The sequence below is a fragment of the uncultured Pelagibacterium sp. genome (assembly GCF_963972885.1).
Classification (GTDB): domain Bacteria; phylum Pseudomonadota; class Alphaproteobacteria; order Rhizobiales; family Devosiaceae; genus Pelagibacterium; species Pelagibacterium nitratireducens.
This window is the reverse complement of sequence record NZ_CAXAXY010000014.1, coordinates 26,048-45,080: the sequence shown is the minus strand read 5'-3', so window position 1 is coordinate 45,080 and position 19,033 is coordinate 26,048. Positions and strand designations below refer to the sequence as shown.

The window sequence follows — 19,033 nt, the reverse complement described above, 5'->3', positions numbered from 1 at the left end:
GCGGGCCATATTCGGCTTGTCGATGAGCGACGCGCCTTCTCCTCCTCCCTAGGCCCCTCGCTCCCGGCAACCGAGCGAATGATGTATCCTCCTCCCACATCCTTCGCTCAACCGACCTGAGCCGTCTCCTCCTCCCTCGGCAGGGTCGTAAACTGAGAGATTAGGGCTTTGCCCTCGATCAAGGCTCCGTCTTCGGACGGAGCCTCTTTTTTTCACTGCACGCCCGAGCAAAACGCTTCGATCCGGTCCATCGCATCGGCAAGCTGGCTGTCCGAGGCCGCATAGGAAATCCGGAAATGGCCGGCCAGCCCAAACGCCGACCCATGGACGAGCGCCACGCCATTCTCCTCGAGCAGCGCCATCACCACGTCTTCATCGGTGGCCAGAACCCGCCCACCGGCGCTGGTCTTGCCGATCAGCCCCTTGCATGACGGAAACACATAGAACGCCCCTTCAGGCGTCAGGCAATCGAGCCCTGCGAACGTGTTGAGGCGCCCGACCACATAGTCGCGCCGCTTCTGAAACGTCGCCCGCCAGTCCGCCAGAAACCCCTGCGGCCCATTGAGCGCCTCCACGGCCGCCCATTGCGAGATCGAAGGCGGATTGGTCGTCGACTGGCTCTGGAGCTTGAGCATGGCCTTGAGAATTTCCCTGGGGCCCGTGCAATAGCCGATGCGCCAGCCCGTCATGGCATGCGACTTCGACACCCCGTTCATGGTGAGCGTCCGCGCCATCAGCTTTGGCTCCACCTGAGCGATCGTTGCAAAACGGCGCCCGTCGTAGACCAGCACCTCATAAATATCGTCGGTCAGGATATGGACGTGTGGATATTTCATCAGCACCGCCGCCAATCCGGCCAGTTCCGCCTCGGTATAGGCAGCGCCCGAGGGGTTTGATGGGGTGTTGAGGATCAGCCACTTGGTCTTGTCCGAGATCGCCGCCTCCAGCGCCTGCGGCGTCAGCTTGAATCCCGTCTCCTGGCTCGCCTGCGCGAAAACCGGCTCCGCGCCGGCCAGCCGCACGATTTCAGGATAGCTCACCCAATAGGGCACCGGCACCACCACCTCGTCACCGGGATTGAGCGTCGCCATCAGCGCGTTGAAGATGATCTGCTTGCCGCCTGCCGAGACAAAACAGTCCTCGGCCGCCACATCGAGCCCGTTGTCGCGCCCGAACTTGGCCGCCACCGCTTCCTTGAGCTCGGCAATGCCCTCGACATTGGTATAGCGGGTTTCCCCCCGCTCGATGGCGTCGATTGCCGCCTTGCGCACATGTTGGGGGGTGTCGAAGTCGGGTTCACCGGCCGATAGCGCGATGATGTCCTTTCCGGCCTGCGCCATCTGGCGCGCAAGCTGGCTGATCCCCACGGTCGCAGACGGCTGCACGCGCGAGAGGGCGTCAGAAATAAGTCCCATGACATTTCTCTATTATCTAAATGGCCAACGGTGCCATTCTATAGCCCGTGATTGCGAACCTCGCCATGCCACCGGCAGTGTCAATCGCCAATTCGTCGACCTTTCCGGGCCCTTGCGCGTTTGTCCGGCACAAGGCAAGCTGAACGTTCGCGATGAGGAGGTAGAGGCCATGTTTGTTGAATCGATCCTGACCATCAAGGGCAGCGACGTCGTGACGGTCCCGTCGGACTCCACCATTGGTGATCTGGTCGCCACGCTTGCCCGGCACAACATCGGCGCCGTTGTCGTGGTCGACAATGGCAAGGTCGAAGGCATCATTTCCGAGCGCGACGTCGTCCGCCATCTTGCCGGCAGCGCCGAGGGCTTCCGGGCCAAGCCCGTCTCCACGCTCATGACCCGTGCGCCCAAGACCTGCTCAAGATCCGACACCGTCGATCAGGCAATGAACATCATGTCCCAGGGCCGGTTCCGCCACCTGCCGGTCGTCGAAAACGGCGAACTGATCGGCATCATCTCGATTGGCGATGTGGTCAAGCGCAAGATCGAAGAGGCCGAACAGGAAGCCGGAGCGCTGCGCGAATACATATCGAGCTGACCCGGACAAGGGGTGCCGCACCGGCCGCAAGCGGCCTGGAACGGGCGATCGAGCGCTACTCGATCCGCCTGAGCCGGATGTTTTCGCAGATCACGAACAGCGCGCAAGCTTCGAGCTGCATGGTATTGTTGTCGGTCTGGGTCACCGTGCCCCCGATATTGAAGCCTTCAAGCGTTACGGTCCCCTGCCACCGGTTGAGCCGGACATGCCGCGCGTTCTTGAACATGTAGGTGTTGAGATATTTGGTGTTGCGCGCGTCCTGCTTGTCTTGCTGGATCCACACCAGTTCCGCGCACAGCCGGTCGCCATTTTCGCCGCAATAGGTGAACTCGTAGCGCGATTCCCTGTTGTCGGGCTCCCACAGGCCGATGGGATTGAATTGGTCCTGCGCCATTGAAGGCGCGGTCGCCATGATCGCCAGAGCAAAGGGAACCAGCTTGAGAAGGGTGCGAAAACAACGCGCCATTGAGGCTAAACTCCACCAGGATTGAGATATGTCAATGTCGGATCTTTTTGGCGTGGTTCAACTGAACATCAGATGAACCGGCATCCCATGCACCGCCGTCATATCAGCGTCATGAGACGACAATAGGGTTGTCCTTGCAGCCGGCATACCTCGCCGGTCCGCCCGACGCCGATACCCCATTCGGCACCACCTTTTCGGTCGCCCACCCCGGCGACCGTTTTCTTTTCCTGTGGAAGAGGCCACCGACAGGTCCGCCATCGGCGCCTGCTCGGGTTACAAGCGCCTGTCGATCACAGTTTCCGGAACGGCCCCGTGGCCAAGCTCTATTTTTCCTATGCCGCGATGAATGCGGGCAAGTCCACCCTGCTTTTGCAGGCGGCCCACAATTATCGCGAACGTGGCATGCGCCCCCTGCTCTACACATCCGCCCTCTATGTCGAGGACGGCATCGGGCTGATCCGCTCGCGCATCGGCATTGCCGAACCGGCCCTGCTCTACGGGCAGGATGATGACCTCTATCAGTCGGTCCGCGACCATGAGGAGGAATCCAAAGTCGATTGTGTTCTCGTCGACGAGGCCCAGTTTCTGACCCGCGATCAGGTCTGGCAGTTGGCCCGCGTCGCCGATCGGCTCGGCATTCCCGTGATGTGCTATGGCCTGCGCACCGATTTTCAGGGCAAGCTGTTCCCCGGTTCCATGGAACTGCTCGCCACCGCCGACACCCTGCGCGAAATCCGCACCATCTGCACCTGCGGCGCCAAGGCGACAATGGTCGTGCGTCAGGATATGAACGGGCGTGTCTTGACCGACGGCGATCAGGTTTCCATCGAAAAATCGGTATACCTTTCGCTCTGTCGCAAACACTGGGAAGAAGCTGTCGGCCGCTGGCCGGTAAAAGGACCATGACCATGCAAGACGATACACTCCAACCCCGCGGCGCGATGACCATCCGCACAATGCCCATGCCCGCCGATACAAACGCTGCCGGCGACATCTTCGGGGGCTGGGTGATGAGCCAGATGGACATCGCCGGTGCGATCTGTGCCGTCGAGAACGTGGGCGGACGCGTGGCCACCGTCGCCGTTGAAGCCATGAGCTTTATCGCCCCGGTCAAGGTCGGCGATGTGTTTTGCGTCTATACCTGGATCGACAGGATCGGAAACACCTCCATCAAGGTCGGCATGGAAGCCTGGACCAAGTCCCGCGATCTGCCCCTGCGCACCAAAGTGACCGAGGGCCACTTCATTTACGTCGCGCTCACCGACGACGGAAAAAAGCGCTTGGTTGGCGAAACCAGGTCCTAAGCGTGTCCAGCAAAACCATGTCCTCGACGCGATCGGGGATGGGAACGGTTTTGCGGTTCGGACACGCGATAAACAAGGGTATGGAGTCGAGGACTTGATTCAATCAAATCCTCGGCCCTAAAGCGCCGCCAGCCGTTCGAGATTGTCGGCCCGATCGCGTTCGGCGAGCGGCAGCGCCAGCAGCCGCGTGATCATTTCGCGCGGCAGGGGCTTTTTCATTGCCATAAACACCAGGGCAAAATGCTCGCCCAGCGAAATCCTGTCCCCCGCGAACGGGATCAACTCAATCGCCTGTCCCGTCTCGAGATATCCCTCTGCGACAACCCGCAGATAGGCACCGGGCCGGCCCGCATCGCGGAATTTCTTGACGAACCCCGGATCGCCCATTCGCCTGGCGAAAGTCGCGCACGGAATGCGCGAGGAGGTCACCTCGAGAACCACATCCCCAACAGCCAGCCGGTCTCCGATGCACAGATCTGCGCTTTCGATCCCCGATACGGTCAGGTTTTCTCCAAACATCCCCGGACCGGTCGCAACATCGCGCGCCGCCCAGAACGCGTAATCCTCACGCGAATAGAGATAAAGCGCCTGCCCCGGACCGCCATGGTGTCTTGTGTCCACAACCGCATCGCCTTCGAGGCCCAGACCGCGCACCCGCACCGCCCCCGCCACGGACTGCTTGCAGATCCCGGTGCGCTTGTCCGGTCGCCCGGCATCCAGAGCGACCGGCTGGCCGACATTGACGCTTTCAAGGAGCATTTGAGACATCTCGCCGATCAACCCCGTTCATTCGCGGTTCAAGTGAAATCGTCAATCTGTGTAACCGAGCATCCCCCTCGCGGTAAACCGCGCATCGGCAGGGACAAATGGAACCAAAGGGGCCACTGGCAGATTTTTGCCACAAAGCCCCAATCTCTCGAAGGGAGAGCAATATGAATTTCAGGAAAATTGCTGCCGCGGCGATCATCGCGGTGACCGGCGTTTTGGCAACTGTCACCGGCGCCCAGGCCTATCAGGCTTTCGCTACGACGGCCCTTAACGTGCGCACAGGACCGGGCACCAATTATCCGGTCATCGCCGCGCTTTCGACCAATCAGGTTGTCGAGGTTTCCGGATGCAACAACGCCAACACCTGGTGCCAGGTGACCGCCACCAATATCCGCGGCTGGGCCTCTGCGCGGTATCTGCGTCCGGTCAATGACGGACGCCCCTCGCCCGCACCGGCTCCGTCACCCGCGCCCAATCAGCCCGATATCGGCTTTTCCATCAACACACCCAATTTCAACGTGACCATCGGCAACAATCGCCCGACCGAACCCGCCCCCGACGGCCGTGTGTGTTTTTACGAAGAATACAATTACGCCGGCCGCAGCTTCTGCGCAGCGGACAACGACAACGAGCGCTTTCTGGGCAATTTCTGGAACGACCGTATCCGCTCGGCCCGCGTCGAAGGCAATGTCAGCGCCACGGTCTGCACCAGCTCCAACTTCAATGGCCGCTGCGCCGTGATCGATCGCTCGGTGCGCAATCTGGGCATGCTCTCGGACGACATTTCGTCCTATTATCTGGGCCGCCGCTGATCGCAACGGACCCAACGTGATCCAGACCCGCCCGGTCCGTCCGGGCGGGTTTTGCATGCAGTTTTGCCAACCCGTCTCGTGGCGTTGCCCAAAAGCCACGGTTCCTGACCAATTGCCGCAGAAACGGCTCTGCCCATTTTTTGACCGATTCGGTCCTCGTTCTTGTCACATCTTCGTGTAGAACCCTTTCCCGTCGCCAAACAAAACGGGTCAGGACCCTCATGAAATTCATCAAGCCTGCAGTGCTGGTTGCAGCACTCACTCTTGGAGCTTTCCCCCTCGCCACCTCAGCCATCAACGCACAGGACACGATAGCCATCGTTCAGACCCTGTCAGGCACCGCATCATGGTATGGCGGCAAGTTCCACGGCAGAAAAACCGCCAATGGCGAAACCTACAACCAGCACGCATTGACCGCTGCCCACCGCTACCTGCCGTTCGGCACCGAAGTGGTGGTGACAAACAGCAACAATGGCGAAAGCGTCGTGGTTCGCATCAATGATCGCGGCCCCTTCACCGGTGGACGCATCATCGATCTCTCGCGCGAAGCGGCCAACCGGATTGACATGATCAATTCGGGCACCGCCAAGGTTACCGTCGAAGTCATCGGCTGATTTCTCCCGGCCCAAAGCGGTTTCCCACAGGGCGTTCCGAACCTCCGGAGCGCCTTGTTTTTATTGGGCTTTTGCCACCGCATCGCCCTGTTCTCCACAGAGGGGCGCAGACCGAAACCAAAAATTTACCGACAATTTGAGTTTTCCCCAAAACGTCCTGTTAACCGCGCATAGTCTGGGTGCCGCAAGGACATTTCCTGAGATGCACTTGCGGCCGCGGCAGAAATGCCGCCGGCGTTGTGCGGGATGTTTGGCGACATGCGCACACGCCGGTTTGGGGGCTGTATTGAATGCGGTGCTTGCGCCAATTGCGCTCGGGCATCGCGGTTTACGTCCTTGGCCGGTCCGCCAACCGGTCAACTAAAGGCTTGTCCATGTCCCACAAGATGACGACCCAGAAATTGGTATCGATGTCCGTCGCCGCCCTGACGGGCGCAACGCTGTGCGCCCTGTTCACCATGGTTCTTTTCGTCACCGGCGCCCTGGCGGCATAGAGCGTGTCCAGCAAAACCATGCCCTCGACGCGATCGGGGATGGAAGCGGTATTGCGGTTCGGACACGCGACAGAACAAAGGTTTGGAGCCAAGGATTTGAGTCAATCAAATCCTGAACGGCTCTAGGGCCAATCTCACTCGGCCTTCTCGGCGGCTGCCGCCAGTTGCGCGACATAGTCTTCAAGTCCCCAGCGCAAGGAAAGCGCTGAAGGCGGCGAGACGGCGGCCACCTGTTCGATCCCCACGATCGACGCATAGGCCCCCGCCTGAGTCTGGGGCAGACGCGCAATGTAGGGCTCGGCAAAGAACGCATCGGAATCTGACTGGTTTTCATAATAGGAAACCAGAATGTCCGAGACCAGTTGGTCGGCATTTTCATAGCTGACCGAGAAATAGAAATTCTCGTCGTCCCCGCCCAACGCATCCAGACTCGGCGCATAGACCAGTCCCAGATCGGTCAGGAACTTCACCCGCGAGTCGAGCCCGGCATAGATGGCCAGCGAGCCGTCATAATCGTTGAGCCCGATAAATGTGGTGCCCGCCAGCCCTTCATGCTGGGCGACGGTGTCGGCGACAAATTGCTCGGTCTCTGCCACCAGCGTCTCGGCCTCCTCGGCCAGCCCCAGTGCCTGCCCCACCGTAAGGGTCACATCCTGCCATGGCGCGCTCCAGGCAGCATCCTGATAGGCGATGGTCGGCGCGATCTGGCTCAGCCGTTCGTACTGCTCCTCGGTGATTCCCGAATAGGCCGCAATGATGATGTCGGGATCAGCCGCCAGGATCTGTTCGTAAGGCGGCTCGTCGCCCTCGGCCAGGATAGCGGGCATTTCTCCGCCCATCGCGTCCAGTGCCTCTTCCGCCCAGGGGTGGATGCCGTTATCGCCACCGCCATAGGAAATGAACGGAATGGCCACCGGCTTGACGCCCAGCGACAGGACCGCGTCCGTGTTTCCCCACGCCCATGTCGCAACACGCTCGGGCTGCGCCTCGATGGTGGTCTGCCCATAGGCGTGCGCGATGGTCACCGGAAAATCCTGCGCCAGCGCCGGCCCTGCCGGCACACCACACATCGACAGCACCAACACTGTTCTGATTGCAATCCTCACCGCAAAACTCCTTCGATCGCGACGGCTATAACATGATTTCAAAACTCATATTTATAAAGCCGGCCCCGCGCAAGCCTGACAAAGGCAAAAGCCCGCGCGGCTTACCGCGCGGGCTCTTCACAATGATGTCTGCGGTCTAGAGCGTGTCCAGCAAAAGCATGTCCTCGACGCGATCGGGGATGGAAACGGTTTTGCGGTTCGGACACGCGCCAAAACAAGGACTTAGAGCCAAGGATTTGAGTCAATCAAATCCTCAACGACTCTAGAACTCCGACCAGTCATCCTTGAGCGCGGCATTGCCCTGCGTCAGATACGAGCGCGCCGCCTTGGCCACTTCAGGTTTGCGCGTTTGCGGCGCGGCGGTTTCGCTGGCAATCGCGGTGTTTTTGTCGATGGTGAAAATCTCCACCACCCGGTCGAGTTCGGAAGCCTGCGCCTCGGTCTGCTCGATCGCCGCGTTGGTTTCCTCGACCAGCGCCGCATTGTGCTGGGTCATCTCGTCCATCTGCTGGACGGCGGTCCGCACTTCGCCAATCGCCGTTGTCTGCTCGCGGTTGGCTTCGGAAATTCCCTGCATCAGTTCGGAATTTTCCCGAACCGCCGCCAGGATATCGCTGAGCTTGGACGCGGCCTCAGCCACCAGTTTCGATCCGCCATCGACTTCATTGGCGCTTTGCTCGATCAGCGCCTTGACCTCCGCCGATGCGGACGCCGCCGATTGTGCCAGCCGGCGCACTTCGACGGCGACAACGGCAAAGCCCTTGCCCGCATCCCCGGCCCGCGCCGCTTCCACCGAAGCGTTGAGCGCCAGAAGGTTGGTCTGGAAAGCGATGTCGTCGATCATGCCGATGATGTTGGAGATCTTGCCCGAAGACGTCGTGATGCGCTCCATCGCCGTCGTTGCCTTGACCATCACCGTGCCGCCCGCATTGGCGAGTTCGGCCGCCGCCTGGCTCTTGCCATAAGCGATTTCGGCCTTGTCGGCATTGCCCTTGACCGTAAAGGTCATCTGTTCGATGGCCGCCGAGGTCTCCTCGATCGCCGCCGCCTGCCGCGTCGTGCGTTCCGACAGATCGTTGGCTCCGGCCAGGATTTCGCCGGTTGCCGTTTTGAGGCCGCGCGACGTCGTCTTGAGCTGCGCCACGATCTCGGTCAGCTTTTCGGCAACCGAATTGGTGTCATCACGCAGCGCCGCAAAGGCGCCCTGATACTGGCCTTCCATGCGCTGGGTCAGATCGGTCCTGGCCAGCGCCGAAAGCACATGCCCCGCCTCGCCCAGCCCGGCATTGACCGTTTCGAGCATCGCGTTGAAATTGGCCGCCACACGGTCGATGTCTTCATCGCCGAAGGTCTCGGTGATCCGCTTGGTAAAATCGCCTGCGACGCAGGCCTCGATCACCCCGTCGAACGCCGTCTGGAACCGCTCCATCATCTCGGCCCGCTCTGCGGCGGTCCTGGCATTGAGCAGCCGCTCGGCCTCAGCCGCTTCCATGGCCTGCCCGTTAGAGCGGAACACCTGCAGCGCCTTGGCCATCTGGCCCAGCTCATGCTCGCGCTCGCTTCCCGAAATGTCGGTATTGAAATCGCCATCGGCCAGACGCCGCATCATCGCTGTCATGCCCGAAATCGCGCCCGAGAGCCAGCGGCCCATCGCAAACGCGCACACGGTGCCGATCAGCAGCGCCGCAACGATCTCGGCGATCAGGATCGTCATATAATAGCTTTGCTCGCCGTCGATCCGCGCGCCCAGCGCATTCTGCTGATCGGTAACCTGGTCGGACAGACGGTCGTAAAGCGACTGCATCTGCGGGCCCAGCTCATCGAGCGTGCGTGCTGCGGCGACCTGCGCCGTGACATTCATCGCCTCCTGGGCGGCAATCATCTCTTCGGCGGCGGTCAGGTATTGCTGGGCGAGCACTTCGACTTCACCGATCGTGGCCAGCGCCTCCGGGTCACCGGCAAAGTGGGCAAGCCCGTCGGCGTCGTTGGTGGCAACATCTTCGATCATGACCACCAGTGCTTCGGCCGTCTCTGCGGACGGCGAGAGCCGGAAGTCGAAATTGAGCCGCCGCGCGGCCTCGAGGTCGCGAACATAATCGTTGATTTCCTGGGTCTTGGCGGCACTTTTCTGGTATCCGTCGAGAAGTCCACTCATCGCCTGCACACCGAACTGGCCAGCCAGACCGACAAGTACAAGGCATCCCATGAGAACGCCAAAGGCGCCATAAACCCTGAATTTAACGCTGAGTTTCGAAAACATTCTGTCTTTCAATCCGTAATTCGAGCCCTGAGCCCTTTCGCCCTTCTGGACGAGAGGTTGTCTTTGAGAGGGAGGATTGAATGCCAGGGACAACACAGTGCCAGCCAAACGCGCAATCCGCCCGTTGCCCCGGCCAATGCCGTCCCTGATCACCGCCGGAGCTGTCGCGACCCTAGGCAGAAATACTTAAAATTTTCGACACATTGCGCCCGGGCGCGCAAAACCCGCGACCCTCATGCCCCGCCTGAACCGACCATTCAGTCCCGGTTCAGCCGGCACATGATTTTATCGCCTCACCGCACACGAAACCGTCAACGATGAAACCAAACATCGATCGGCCTCGTTAAGGACGGTACAGAGGCATCAAACACTGGAGGCTGAAAATGGCCCGCACCCTTATTCAGATGAGCATCGGAACCGCCGCTGGCGCCGTCATGGTCACCATGATGGTCACAGTGATGGCCTTCACCGGCGCCTTCGCCTGACCGGCAAGCTCACTCATTCATTCCCATGCATCAAGACCCTCGCCGATCCTCCCCGGCGGGGGTTTTGATTTTTCGTCGACGGGTTGGCCGCTTCAGTGGTGGCAAATTGCCCTTTGGCAGCCGGTAACATCTTGCAACATGTTACAAAACGGCCTTGAATACACGGGCGAGTGATTTGCCCGATTTTCCTCAAGACCGATTCCCGCGTCACCATCGGGCGCTTTTTGATGTCTGGATACCCAAGTGACCACCCTCACGGCTGGCCGGCAGCGTTCGCGTGGCGACGCCAGGGCCCATGTTGCAGCCGCCCATTCCGGCAAGGATCGCCGGCCCCTCCTGCGGATCGCCCTTCTGGCCTTCCGCCACCACTGGCAGGTGGCGATCGCCGTCGTCGCGACCATTGTCGCCGCCCTGCTCCAGCTTTCGATTCCCCGCCTTCTCGGCCAGGCCATCGATCAGGCGCAGAATATCCTTTCGGTCTCCAGCCAGGATGCCGAACGGGCCCTCTGGGCCAGCGCCATCACCCTGCTCGTCGTCTCGATCCTGCGCGGCGTGTTCACCCTGCTCCAGAACTATTTCGCGGAATCGGTGGGCCACCACGTTGGCTATGAATTGCGCCTGGCCTTCTACGACAAGGTCCAGCGCCTCCCCTATGCCTATCACGACAAGGTCCATTCGGGCGATCTGATCACCATCGGCCTGCTCGATCTCGACGGCATCCGCATGTTCTTTTCGACCGGCCTGATCCGCGTCGTCCTGCTCACCATCCTGATCGGTGTCGGCGCCTGGATGCTGATTTCGACCGATATCGTGCTCGGCCTTCTCGCACTCAGCTTCGTGCCCTTCGTCGCCTGGCGCTCCTCGGTGGCCCAGTTGACCCTGCGCAAGACCTGGCTGACCCTGCAGGAAAAGCTCTCGGTGCTCACCCGCATCATGGAAGAAAACCTCGGCGGCATCCGCGTCGTCCGCGCCTTTTCGGGTCAGAAGCACGAGCTCAAAAAGTTCGACACCGCCTCCGACGATGCCCTGGGCCTTGCCCATCAGCGCACCAACATCCGGGTGAAAAACACTTCGATGATGACCTTTTCCTTCTTTGCCGCCATGGGGCTGGTGCTCTGGGTGGGCGGCAACAAGGTCATCGCCGGCGAAATCAGCGTGGGCACGTTGGCCAGCTTTCTCACCTTCATGACCATCCTGCAGATGCCGGTGCGCCAGCTCGGACTGATGGTCAATTCCTTTGCCCGCGCCTCGACCTGTGGCACGCGCTTCTTTGCCTTCATCGACGCCCCCGTGGACATCAGGGACAAGCCCGGCGCCACCGATCTTGCCGTCACCGACGGCACGCTCAGCTTCGAGCATGTGGGCTTCACCTATGACGGCGCCGCCCACCCCACCCTCAAGGACGTCAGTTTCACCGCCCGCAAGGGCCAGACCATCGGCATCGTCGGCGCCCCCGGCAGCGGCAAATCCACCCTCGCCCATCTGATCGCCCGTTTTTACGACGTCTCAGAAGGCAGCATAAAGATCGACGGCCAGGATGTCCGCGACGTGACGCTGAAATCGCTGCGCACCAGCGTGGCTGTCGTGCAGCAGGATACGTTCCTCTTCACCACCACGATCGAAAACAACATCGCCTACGGCAACCCCTGGGCCAAGGAAACCCGCATCGAAAAGGCCGCCGAAAGCGCCCAGCTCCATAACTACATCATGGGCCTGCCCGCCGATTACGATACCGTCGTCGGCGAACGCGGCGTCTCGCTCTCGGGCGGCCAGCGTCAGCGCCTTTCCATTGCCCGCAGCCTGGTGCTCAAACCGGCTGTGATGGTGTTCGACGATTCCACCGCCGCCATCGACGCCGGCACCGAACACCGCATCCGCTCGGCCATCCGCCGCTTTGCCAAAGACCGCATCACCATCATCATCGCCCACCGCCTATCTTCGCTCATGGACGCCGACACCATCTTCTTCCTTGAGGACGGCACCATCGCCGAGCGCGGCACCCATGACGAACTGCTCGCGCTGGGCGGCCGCTACCGCGCCCTCTACGATCTCCAGACCCGGCCCACCGAAGACATCGAACTAAAAGAGGCCGGACAATGACCGCGACCGATCTCGACGACGAACACGACACCGCCACCTTCCCCGGCCAGCGCCCGCCCCGCGCCACCGTGGGCAGCGCCCATATCGAGGAGGAAGTGTTCGGCAAGGCCTATGACCCGCGCACCATCCGGCGCATCTGGGCCTTCGTGCATCCCTATCGCCTGCGCATCTATCTTTCGGTCATCGCCGTGCTGATCTTTACCGCCACCCAGCTCGCCATTCCCCTGATCGTCGGCAATGCCATCGACACTGCGCTGGTCGATCCCCTCGCGGGCGGAGGCGGCCTGATCTGGTCGGTTGCGATCTTCGCCATTGTCGTCACCCTCAACTATGCCGCCTCTTGGATCCAGGAAAAGCAGGTCGGCAACGTCGCCGAAAACGTGCTGTTCGACATGCGCCGCGCCATGTTCGCGCGCCTGCAGATCGTTGCGCTCGGTTTCATGGACAAGACCGAAGTCGGGCGCCTGATGAGCCGGCTGCAGGGCGACGTCAATTCCATGCAGGAATTCCTCGAAACCTCGATCGTCTCCATCGGCGATCTGGTCCTGCTGTGCGGTATCGTCGTCGTGCTTTTGAGCCTCGATTGGGGCCTGGGGCTTTTGACCCTCGCCACCATGCCCGCCCTGTTCATCGTCCGCATCTTCTGGCTGCCGCGCGCTAAGCGCGCCTTCTGGGCCGCCCATGAGACCAATTCGGCCACCAATGGCGCCATGGCCGAAGGCATCAACGGCGTGCGCACCATCCAGAACCTCGACCGTCAGAAGGTCAATTTCGACCTCTATGACGACAAGGCCTGGTCGAACCTGAAAACCCAGTTGACCGGCTCGCGCTACGCTCAGGTCATGGTGCCCATCGTCGACAGTTTGACCGGCATCGCCATGGCCACCGTCATCGTGGTCGGCGGCTCGCTTGTGCTCAACGGCTCCATGCAGATCGGCATCATCGTCGCCTTCCTGTTCTACATCCAGCGCTTTTTCGATCCCATCCGCTCGCTGACCATGCAATATTCCATCATGCAGCGCGCCATGACCTCGGGCCGCCGCATCACCGAAGTGCTCGACGTCCCCGTCTCCATCGCCGACAAGCCAGACGCGGTAAACCTCACCCGCGACATGGATGGGTCGGTCGATTTCGACAATGTCGTCTTCGGTTACGATCCCAAACGCCCTGTCCTCAAAAACGTCTCCTTCCACGTCAATCCCGGCGAAACCGTCGCCCTTGTCGGCCCCACCGGCTCGGGCAAGACCAGCGCCATGGCGCTCGTGCATCGCTTTTATGAAGTCCAGTCCGGTGCCGTCCGCGTTGGCGGCCACGATGTGCGCGACGTGACCCAGGAATCCTTAGGCGAACAGGTCGCCATGGTGCTTCAGGAGCCGTTCCTGTTCACCGGCACGGTGTTTGAAAACATCCGCTACAACAAGGCATCCGCCACACTCGACGACGTCATCGCAGCGTCAAAGGCCGTCGGCGCCCACGAGTTCATCACCCGCCTGCCCGATGGCTACGATACCGTCCTCGAACAGCGCGGTTCCAACTTCTCACTCGGCCAGCGCCAATTGCTCAGCTTCGCCCGCGCCCTTGTCGCCGACGCCAAAATCCTCGTCCTCGACGAGGCCACCGCCAATATCGACAGCTACACCGAACGCCAGATTCAAAAGGCGCTCGAAACCCTGCTCGCGGGCCGCACCGGCCTCGTCATCGCCCACCGCCTCGCCACCATCCGCGGCGCCGACCGCATCATCGTGCTCCAGAACGGCGAATTGATCGAACAGGGCAACCACGATCAGCTCATGGCCAAAAACGGCCTCTACGCGCGCCTCTACACCATGAACTACTCCAGCTTCGACGACATCCCTGACGACGTAGTCAACGCCGCCACCGCGGGGGATGGGACGACGTGAGGCGGCTAGCACCCCACTCACCGCAGTACCTGAGACTGCGCTTTAGGGTCGCTCAGGCGTTCGGAGTATCCCGTCCGTCCGGCTCTTTAGCGACACCCTTGAACGGTCCATCACTCTGCTTCCGGTCCATGAACTGACCCGTGCGCTCGTCGCGCTTTTGCCAATTGCCATTTTCATGCTGAAATTGCGTACGGCCAGTAACCGCGCCGCGCCTGTAACCGTCACCAGTATTCTTGGCCATCTCAATCTCCTTGGATTGGCACAACACCGAGAGTTCGTCACGTAAAGTAACACGAATCAAGACGTGTTCTTATTATGTTCCAGAATTTAACGTCACAGGTCAACCGGAAACTGGTAGGGTCGACCCAACGGATCAGGCAGACTTTGTGGTGAGAGATCGCGGCTGTCTACCTTGGGCGATAAGAAAGCCTAAGCCACCGCCTGCTCCGACCGCGCCAGCGCCCGTTCCAGCGCTTCGATGCACAAAGGGTCGTGCGATGCCCCCGCCCCCTCCCACAAGATCCCCATCGCCTTGGACACCGGCATTGCCGCGCGATAGGGCCGGTCGGCGGTCAGCGCGTCGAACACGTCCGCGGTCGAAATGATCCGCGTGTCGAGGTCGAGGTCGTCGGCCGTCTTGCCGTTGGGATAGCCCTTGCCGTCCAGCCGCTCGTGATGGGCGCCCGCCACCACGGCAAGATCGGCAAACGCGCCGATGCGCGATAAGATGTCCTCCGACAGCCGGGCGTGGTCGCGCATGGAAACCCATTCGTCATCGTCGAGCTTGCCCGGCTTGTCGAGCACGCTGTTGGAAACGCCGAGCTTGCCGATATCGTGCAACAGCGCTGCGCGCTTGAGCCAGCGCCGGCGGGCCGGATTGTACCCCATCTCCTCGGCGATCAGATCGGAAAACACAGCAACCCGCTCGCTGTGACCCGAAGTGAACGGGCTCTTGGCGTCGATCACGCGCGCAAAAGCCTGCGCGATATCGTCGAGATAGCCCTCATCGGCCCTCTGAACCTCCTGCCCCGGTTCGAGATCGAGCACCACCTGTTCGATGTCATCGCGCCCCAGCATCGCCCAGAACGTCTCGTCCGCGGCGACGTCGGAAAAGGCGAACACCACCGCGGGGTCGAACCATGTGCCCGAACGCGCCGCGATTTCGGCAATCGCGGCCTCCGGCCCCCCGGACATGAAGAACACGTCCACCACCTGCGCCAGCAGCGCGATGCGTGAAAACAGCGAAATGTCGGTGCCCGCCTTGCCCAGTGGCTTGCCGCCACCGTTCCACTGCTCGTCGAGATCGAGAATGGCCTGCGCCACGGTTTCGGAAAACCGCATCTGGCGGGCAATCTCCGCTCCGCGCTGGCACCGCGTTTCGATCAGATCGGTGACGATCTCGCCGCCATTGCGCATGATGTTGACAACCGAGCGGAACCGCTCGGCCAGCCCCGCCTCGGCCCCCGTATGCGACAGGACGAACCGCAGAACCTGCGGCAGGCTGCCGTCGAGATGCTTGAAGTCGCGCTTGAAGGTCAGATCGTCGGCCAGATACAATTCACAGATCCGCGCCGCGTTGGACGAACACCCCAGATCCTTGAGCAGCAGCGCATAATAGAGATCGCGCAGCGCCGCCTCGTCCATGCCCATGGCCCGGCCCACCTGCACCCCGGTCCAGCAGCACCGCATGCAATGGCCGGGAGGTTGCCCCTCGGTCATGTCCAGGGCCCGGCTCAGTGCCCCAAGCACCTCGGCCAACCGTATCGATCCGCTCATCCTGCCCTCCCCCCGCGTCTAGGGAATTTTCCCCATCGTAGGAGTACAAGGACCAAGGCCGGGTTAACGCGGTCCGAACCAGGTCTCCAGCGCGCCGGTTGGATCAGCCCCGTTTCCAACCCCAACCCACGCGACATAGCCGTCGGGCCGGATCAACACAGCGCCCGGCGCCTCGACAGTCCCAAGCACCGGAAGCTCCCATGTCCCGTTACAATCGGCCCTCACCGCCTGCACCCGATCCGCCCATGGCCCAGTGTCGGACCAGCCATTTTCATCGAACCCGATCAGCACCGGCCGCGCTTCATGCAGCAGGCTGTAGAGCCGGATCGCGCCATCAGCGGTCACCAGGTCGAGATCGGGCATGCGCCGCCCCAGCAGCGGATGCCCTTCGCCCAGATCGTAGTGAACATCGAGCCCCGACATCATCCCGGCGAACCGCTTGCGCGGCGCGTCCATGGCCAGCACCTCCCCCATGATCTCATTGAGCGCCTTGGTCCGCTCGTCGCCCCGCCCCAGAGCGATCTGCGCCAGCGTGTTGCGCAACACCCGCGCCGCAATCGGGTGCCGTTCGGCGTGATAGGTGTCGAGCAGCCGCTCGGGAGAGATCCCTTTGACCACCTGCGCCAGCTTCCAGCCCAGATTGACCGCGTCCTGAACCCCGATATTGAGCCCCTGGCCACCCACTGGGGAATGGACACGCGCAGCATCGCCCGCCAGCAACACCCGGCCGTCGCGATAGGCCACAGCCTGCCGCGCCATATCGGTAAACCGCGAAAGCCATGTGACGTTGTGCACGCCATAATCGCTGCCAAAGACGGCCACCAGCCCCGCCTTGAGGTCATCGACCGTCGGATCGCTCTGCCCCGCATAGCGCTGGGTCAGAACGATCCGCACCTTGTTCCCTTCGCCCATCGGCCCCATCGCCTGGGTGCCCACCTCGTCGGCATGCAGGCCGAATTCGGCCGCCTCGGCCAGCTCCGCCTCGGCGATCAGGCTGCTGACCGAGGCCTCCCAGCCGGCAAATTCGATCCCCGCCAGCTTACGCACCAGGCTCCGCCCGCCATCGCACCCCACGAGATAATGCGCCCGCAAAGCCTGTCCGCCATCGAGCACCACATCGACCCCGTTCTCGTCCTGCTCAAATCCAGTGACCGCGCGGCTGCCATAGATCGGCACCCCGAGCTCCTGGACCCATCCGGCCAATATGCGTTCGATATGGTTCTGCCACAGGCCCAGCCCGTAATTGTGCCGCGTCGGAAAATCGCTGATATCGAGCCGCGCCGGACCGAACCCTGCCACCTGTAGCGCCGTGCCTTCGGCCAGAAACCGCTCGGCGATACCCCGCTGGTCCATGATCTCGATGGTGCGCGCGTGCAGCCCGCCGGCCCGCGCACCCGGCATATCCTGGTTCGCCCGCCGCTCCACAATCGCGACATTCACCCCCGCCAGGACCAGCTCTCCCGCCAGCATCAGCCCCGTCGGCCCGCCCCCGGCAATTACCACAGCATGTTCGGTCATCCGCCTTCCCCTCTTGCTCTCACCAGAGCGCCGGACAATACGCCCAACCAAATCGATGCCAATTCTTGAACTGAACTCTTTCGACCCCAGATGTGTCATGGCGGAGCACACCTTGGCTCCGTCCAAATTCCCGATATATGTCCCGCCAGCCTCCGATGCAGCGTGTCCGGAATTGTCCTGGGCCGGAACCATGCCACCCGCCGAACATTGCCTCTTGCCAGGGCCGCATGTGCGGCGAAACTATGGAAGGGCGCCAATGACGCTTCTGATACTTTACATCGCGCTGGCCATCGGCATTTCGTTCTTGTGCTCGATGCTCGAAGCGGTGCTGCTCAGCATCACCCCCACCTTCACAGCCACCATCGAAGAAAAAAAGCCGCGCGTTGCCAGCCGCATCAGGCAGCTCAAGGACGATATCGACCGCCCCCTTTCCGCCATTCTCAGCCTCAACACCATTGCCCACACCGTCGGCGCTGCTGGCGCCGGTGCGCAGGCCCAGATCGTTTTCGGCGATGCCGCGGTGACGGTGTTTTCGGCGGTCCTGACCTTCCTGATCCTGGTACTGTCCGAGATCATTCCCAAGACCCTGGGCGCGCTCTATTGGCAATCCTTTGCCCCGGCCGCCTCGCGCATCCTTCCGGTGCTGATCTGGGTCATGTGGCCTCTGGTCAAGATGTCCCAACTGATCACCGTTCTGCTCTCGCGCGGCAAACCGCAGCCCCCGGTCACCCGCGAGGAGATCGTTGCCCTGGCCGATATCGGCCGGCGCGAAGGCATCATCGACCGCGGCGATTCCAAGGTCGTCGCCAACCTGCTCAAATTCGACCGCCTCACGGTCAAGGACATCATGACCCCGCGCACCGTCGCCTTCGCCCTCGACCAGCAGACGACGGTCCGCCAAGCCATCGACCGCCGCAACGAGCTCCATTTCAGCCGCATCCCGGTGTATGACGGCACGATCGACGCACCCACCGGCTTCGTGCTCAAGACCGACATCCTCAATCTTGCGCTCGAGGAAGAGTTCGACCGCAAGCTGGAAAATTTCCGCCGCGAAATCACCAGCGTCGTCGAAACCACTCCGCTCGAAGAGCTGTTCGACACCCTCGTCCACAAGGACCGCCACATGGCGCTGGTCACCGACGATTTCGGCGGCACCGCCGGGCTCGTCACCCTCGAGGATCTGATCGAGACCCTGCTGGGCGAGGAAATCGTCGACGAGGGCGACTCCATCGCCGATCTGCAGGCCTATGCCCGAAAGAAATGGGAGGAGCGCGCCGCCCAGCAGAAGGATCGCGGACCGGTCCTCTCCTGACACATCCTGTCAGCAGCAACTGTTCACACTCCGTTCCGTTGGTGGTAAGAGTGCGGTCAGACAAAGTTGCAGACTTTTTCGGTTCGACCGCGCGACCCGCTCTATTG

16 protein-coding genes are annotated in these 19,033 nt (G+C 61.7%); 8 read left to right on the top strand and 8 right to left on the bottom strand.

All coding sequences use genetic code 11. The annotated features are described in order from the left end of the window. Nucleotides 1-212: 212 nt before the first annotated feature. Complete coding sequence (locus AACZ55_RS04425; protein WP_339643528.1) at nt 213-1,415, bottom strand: pyridoxal phosphate-dependent aminotransferase; 1,203 nt, start codon at nt 1,413-1,415, stop codon at nt 213-215. A 169-nt stretch (nt 1,416-1,584) separates the two neighbouring features. Here AACZ55_RS04425 and AACZ55_RS04420 point away from each other — a divergent pair, with 169 nt between their 5' ends. Continuing rightward, nucleotides 1,585-2,010, top strand: a complete 426-nt coding sequence (locus tag AACZ55_RS04420; protein WP_338609762.1) for a CBS domain-containing protein — start codon at nt 1,585-1,587, stop codon at nt 2,008-2,010. A 55-nt stretch (nt 2,011-2,065) separates the two neighbouring features. Here the strand turns inward: AACZ55_RS04420 and AACZ55_RS04415 are convergent, their stop codons facing one another. Continuing rightward, the gene (locus AACZ55_RS04415) at nt 2,066-2,476 is read right to left on the bottom strand and encodes a hypothetical protein (protein ID WP_339643525.1); all 411 of its coding nucleotides are present in this window, start codon (nt 2,474-2,476) and stop codon (nt 2,066-2,068) included. A gap of 312 nt (nt 2,477-2,788) precedes the next feature. On the opposite strand from AACZ55_RS04415, the gene AACZ55_RS04410 reads away from it, so the two are divergent. After that, the gene (locus tag AACZ55_RS04410; RefSeq protein WP_338609760.1) at nt 2,789-3,382 is read left to right on the top strand and encodes a thymidine kinase; all 594 of its coding nucleotides are present in this window, start codon (nt 2,789-2,791) and stop codon (nt 3,380-3,382) included. A gap of 2 nt (nt 3,383-3,384) precedes the next feature. Then, complete coding sequence (locus tag AACZ55_RS04405; protein ID WP_338609759.1) at nt 3,385-3,780, top strand: acyl-CoA thioesterase; 396 nt, start codon at nt 3,385-3,387, stop codon at nt 3,778-3,780. 117 nt (nt 3,781-3,897) lie between these two features. Here the strand turns inward: AACZ55_RS04405 and AACZ55_RS04400 are convergent, their stop codons facing one another. Further along, the gene (locus AACZ55_RS04400; protein WP_339643520.1) at nt 3,898-4,548 is read right to left on the bottom strand and encodes an MOSC domain-containing protein; all 651 of its coding nucleotides are present in this window, start codon (nt 4,546-4,548) and stop codon (nt 3,898-3,900) included. 164 nt (nt 4,549-4,712) lie between these two features. On the opposite strand from AACZ55_RS04400, the gene AACZ55_RS04395 reads away from it, so the two are divergent. Then, nucleotides 4,713-5,360 (top strand): peptidase inhibitor family I36 protein, encoded by a 648-nt coding sequence (locus tag AACZ55_RS04395; protein WP_339643517.1) that lies wholly within the window; start codon nt 4,713-4,715, stop codon nt 5,358-5,360. A 221-nt stretch (nt 5,361-5,581) separates the two neighbouring features. Then, nucleotides 5,582-5,974: a septal ring lytic transglycosylase RlpA family protein gene (locus AACZ55_RS04390; protein ID WP_338609756.1), complete on the top strand. Its 393-nt coding sequence runs from the start codon at nt 5,582-5,584 to the stop codon at nt 5,972-5,974. A 628-nt stretch (nt 5,975-6,602) separates the two neighbouring features. On the opposite strand, the gene AACZ55_RS04385 is transcribed toward AACZ55_RS04390, so the two are convergent. Then, nucleotides 6,603-7,574: an iron-siderophore ABC transporter substrate-binding protein gene (locus AACZ55_RS04385; RefSeq protein WP_339643514.1), complete on the bottom strand. Its 972-nt coding sequence runs from the start codon at nt 7,572-7,574 to the stop codon at nt 6,603-6,605. 262 nt (nt 7,575-7,836) lie between these two features. Then, nucleotides 7,837-9,834: a methyl-accepting chemotaxis protein gene (locus AACZ55_RS04380; RefSeq protein ID WP_339643511.1), complete on the bottom strand. Its 1,998-nt coding sequence runs from the start codon at nt 9,832-9,834 to the stop codon at nt 7,837-7,839. Between the two features lie 728 nt (nt 9,835-10,562). Here AACZ55_RS04380 and AACZ55_RS04375 point away from each other — a divergent pair. Together AACZ55_RS04375 and AACZ55_RS04370 are read left to right on the top strand one after the other, a co-directional pair. Next, a complete protein-coding gene (locus tag AACZ55_RS04375; protein ID WP_339643508.1) occupies nt 10,563-12,419 on the top strand; it encodes an ABC transporter ATP-binding protein in 1,857 nt (618 codons plus the stop codon). Next, complete coding sequence (locus tag AACZ55_RS04370) at nt 12,416-14,320, top strand: ABC transporter ATP-binding protein (RefSeq protein ID WP_339643505.1); 1,905 nt, start codon at nt 12,416-12,418, stop codon at nt 14,318-14,320. Before AACZ55_RS04375 ends, AACZ55_RS04370 begins: the two co-directional genes overlap by 4 nt. Before the next feature lie 52 nt (nt 14,321-14,372). Here the strand turns inward: AACZ55_RS04370 and AACZ55_RS04365 are convergent, their stop codons facing one another. From AACZ55_RS04365 to AACZ55_RS04355, 3 genes are all read right to left on the bottom strand, one after another. After that, complete coding sequence (locus AACZ55_RS04365) at nt 14,373-14,561, bottom strand: hypothetical protein (RefSeq protein WP_338609751.1); 189 nt, start codon at nt 14,559-14,561, stop codon at nt 14,373-14,375. A 188-nt stretch (nt 14,562-14,749) separates the two neighbouring features. Further along, nucleotides 14,750-16,096, bottom strand: coding sequence for an HD domain-containing phosphohydrolase (locus AACZ55_RS04360; protein ID WP_339643502.1), 1,347 nt, complete (start codon nt 16,094-16,096; stop codon nt 14,750-14,752). Nucleotides 16,097-16,159: 63 nt separating this feature from the next. After that, nucleotides 16,160-17,614 carry an FAD-dependent monooxygenase gene (locus AACZ55_RS04355; protein ID WP_339643499.1) on the bottom strand — a complete coding sequence of 485 codons (1,455 nt, stop codon included), beginning with the start codon at nt 17,612-17,614 and terminating at the stop codon, nt 16,160-16,162. 256 nt (nt 17,615-17,870) lie between these two features. Here AACZ55_RS04355 and AACZ55_RS04350 point away from each other — a divergent pair, with 256 nt between their 5' ends. Further along, complete coding sequence (locus tag AACZ55_RS04350) at nt 17,871-18,926, top strand: hemolysin family protein (protein ID WP_339643496.1); 1,056 nt, start codon at nt 17,871-17,873, stop codon at nt 18,924-18,926. Nucleotides 18,927-19,033 lie beyond the last annotated feature (107 nt).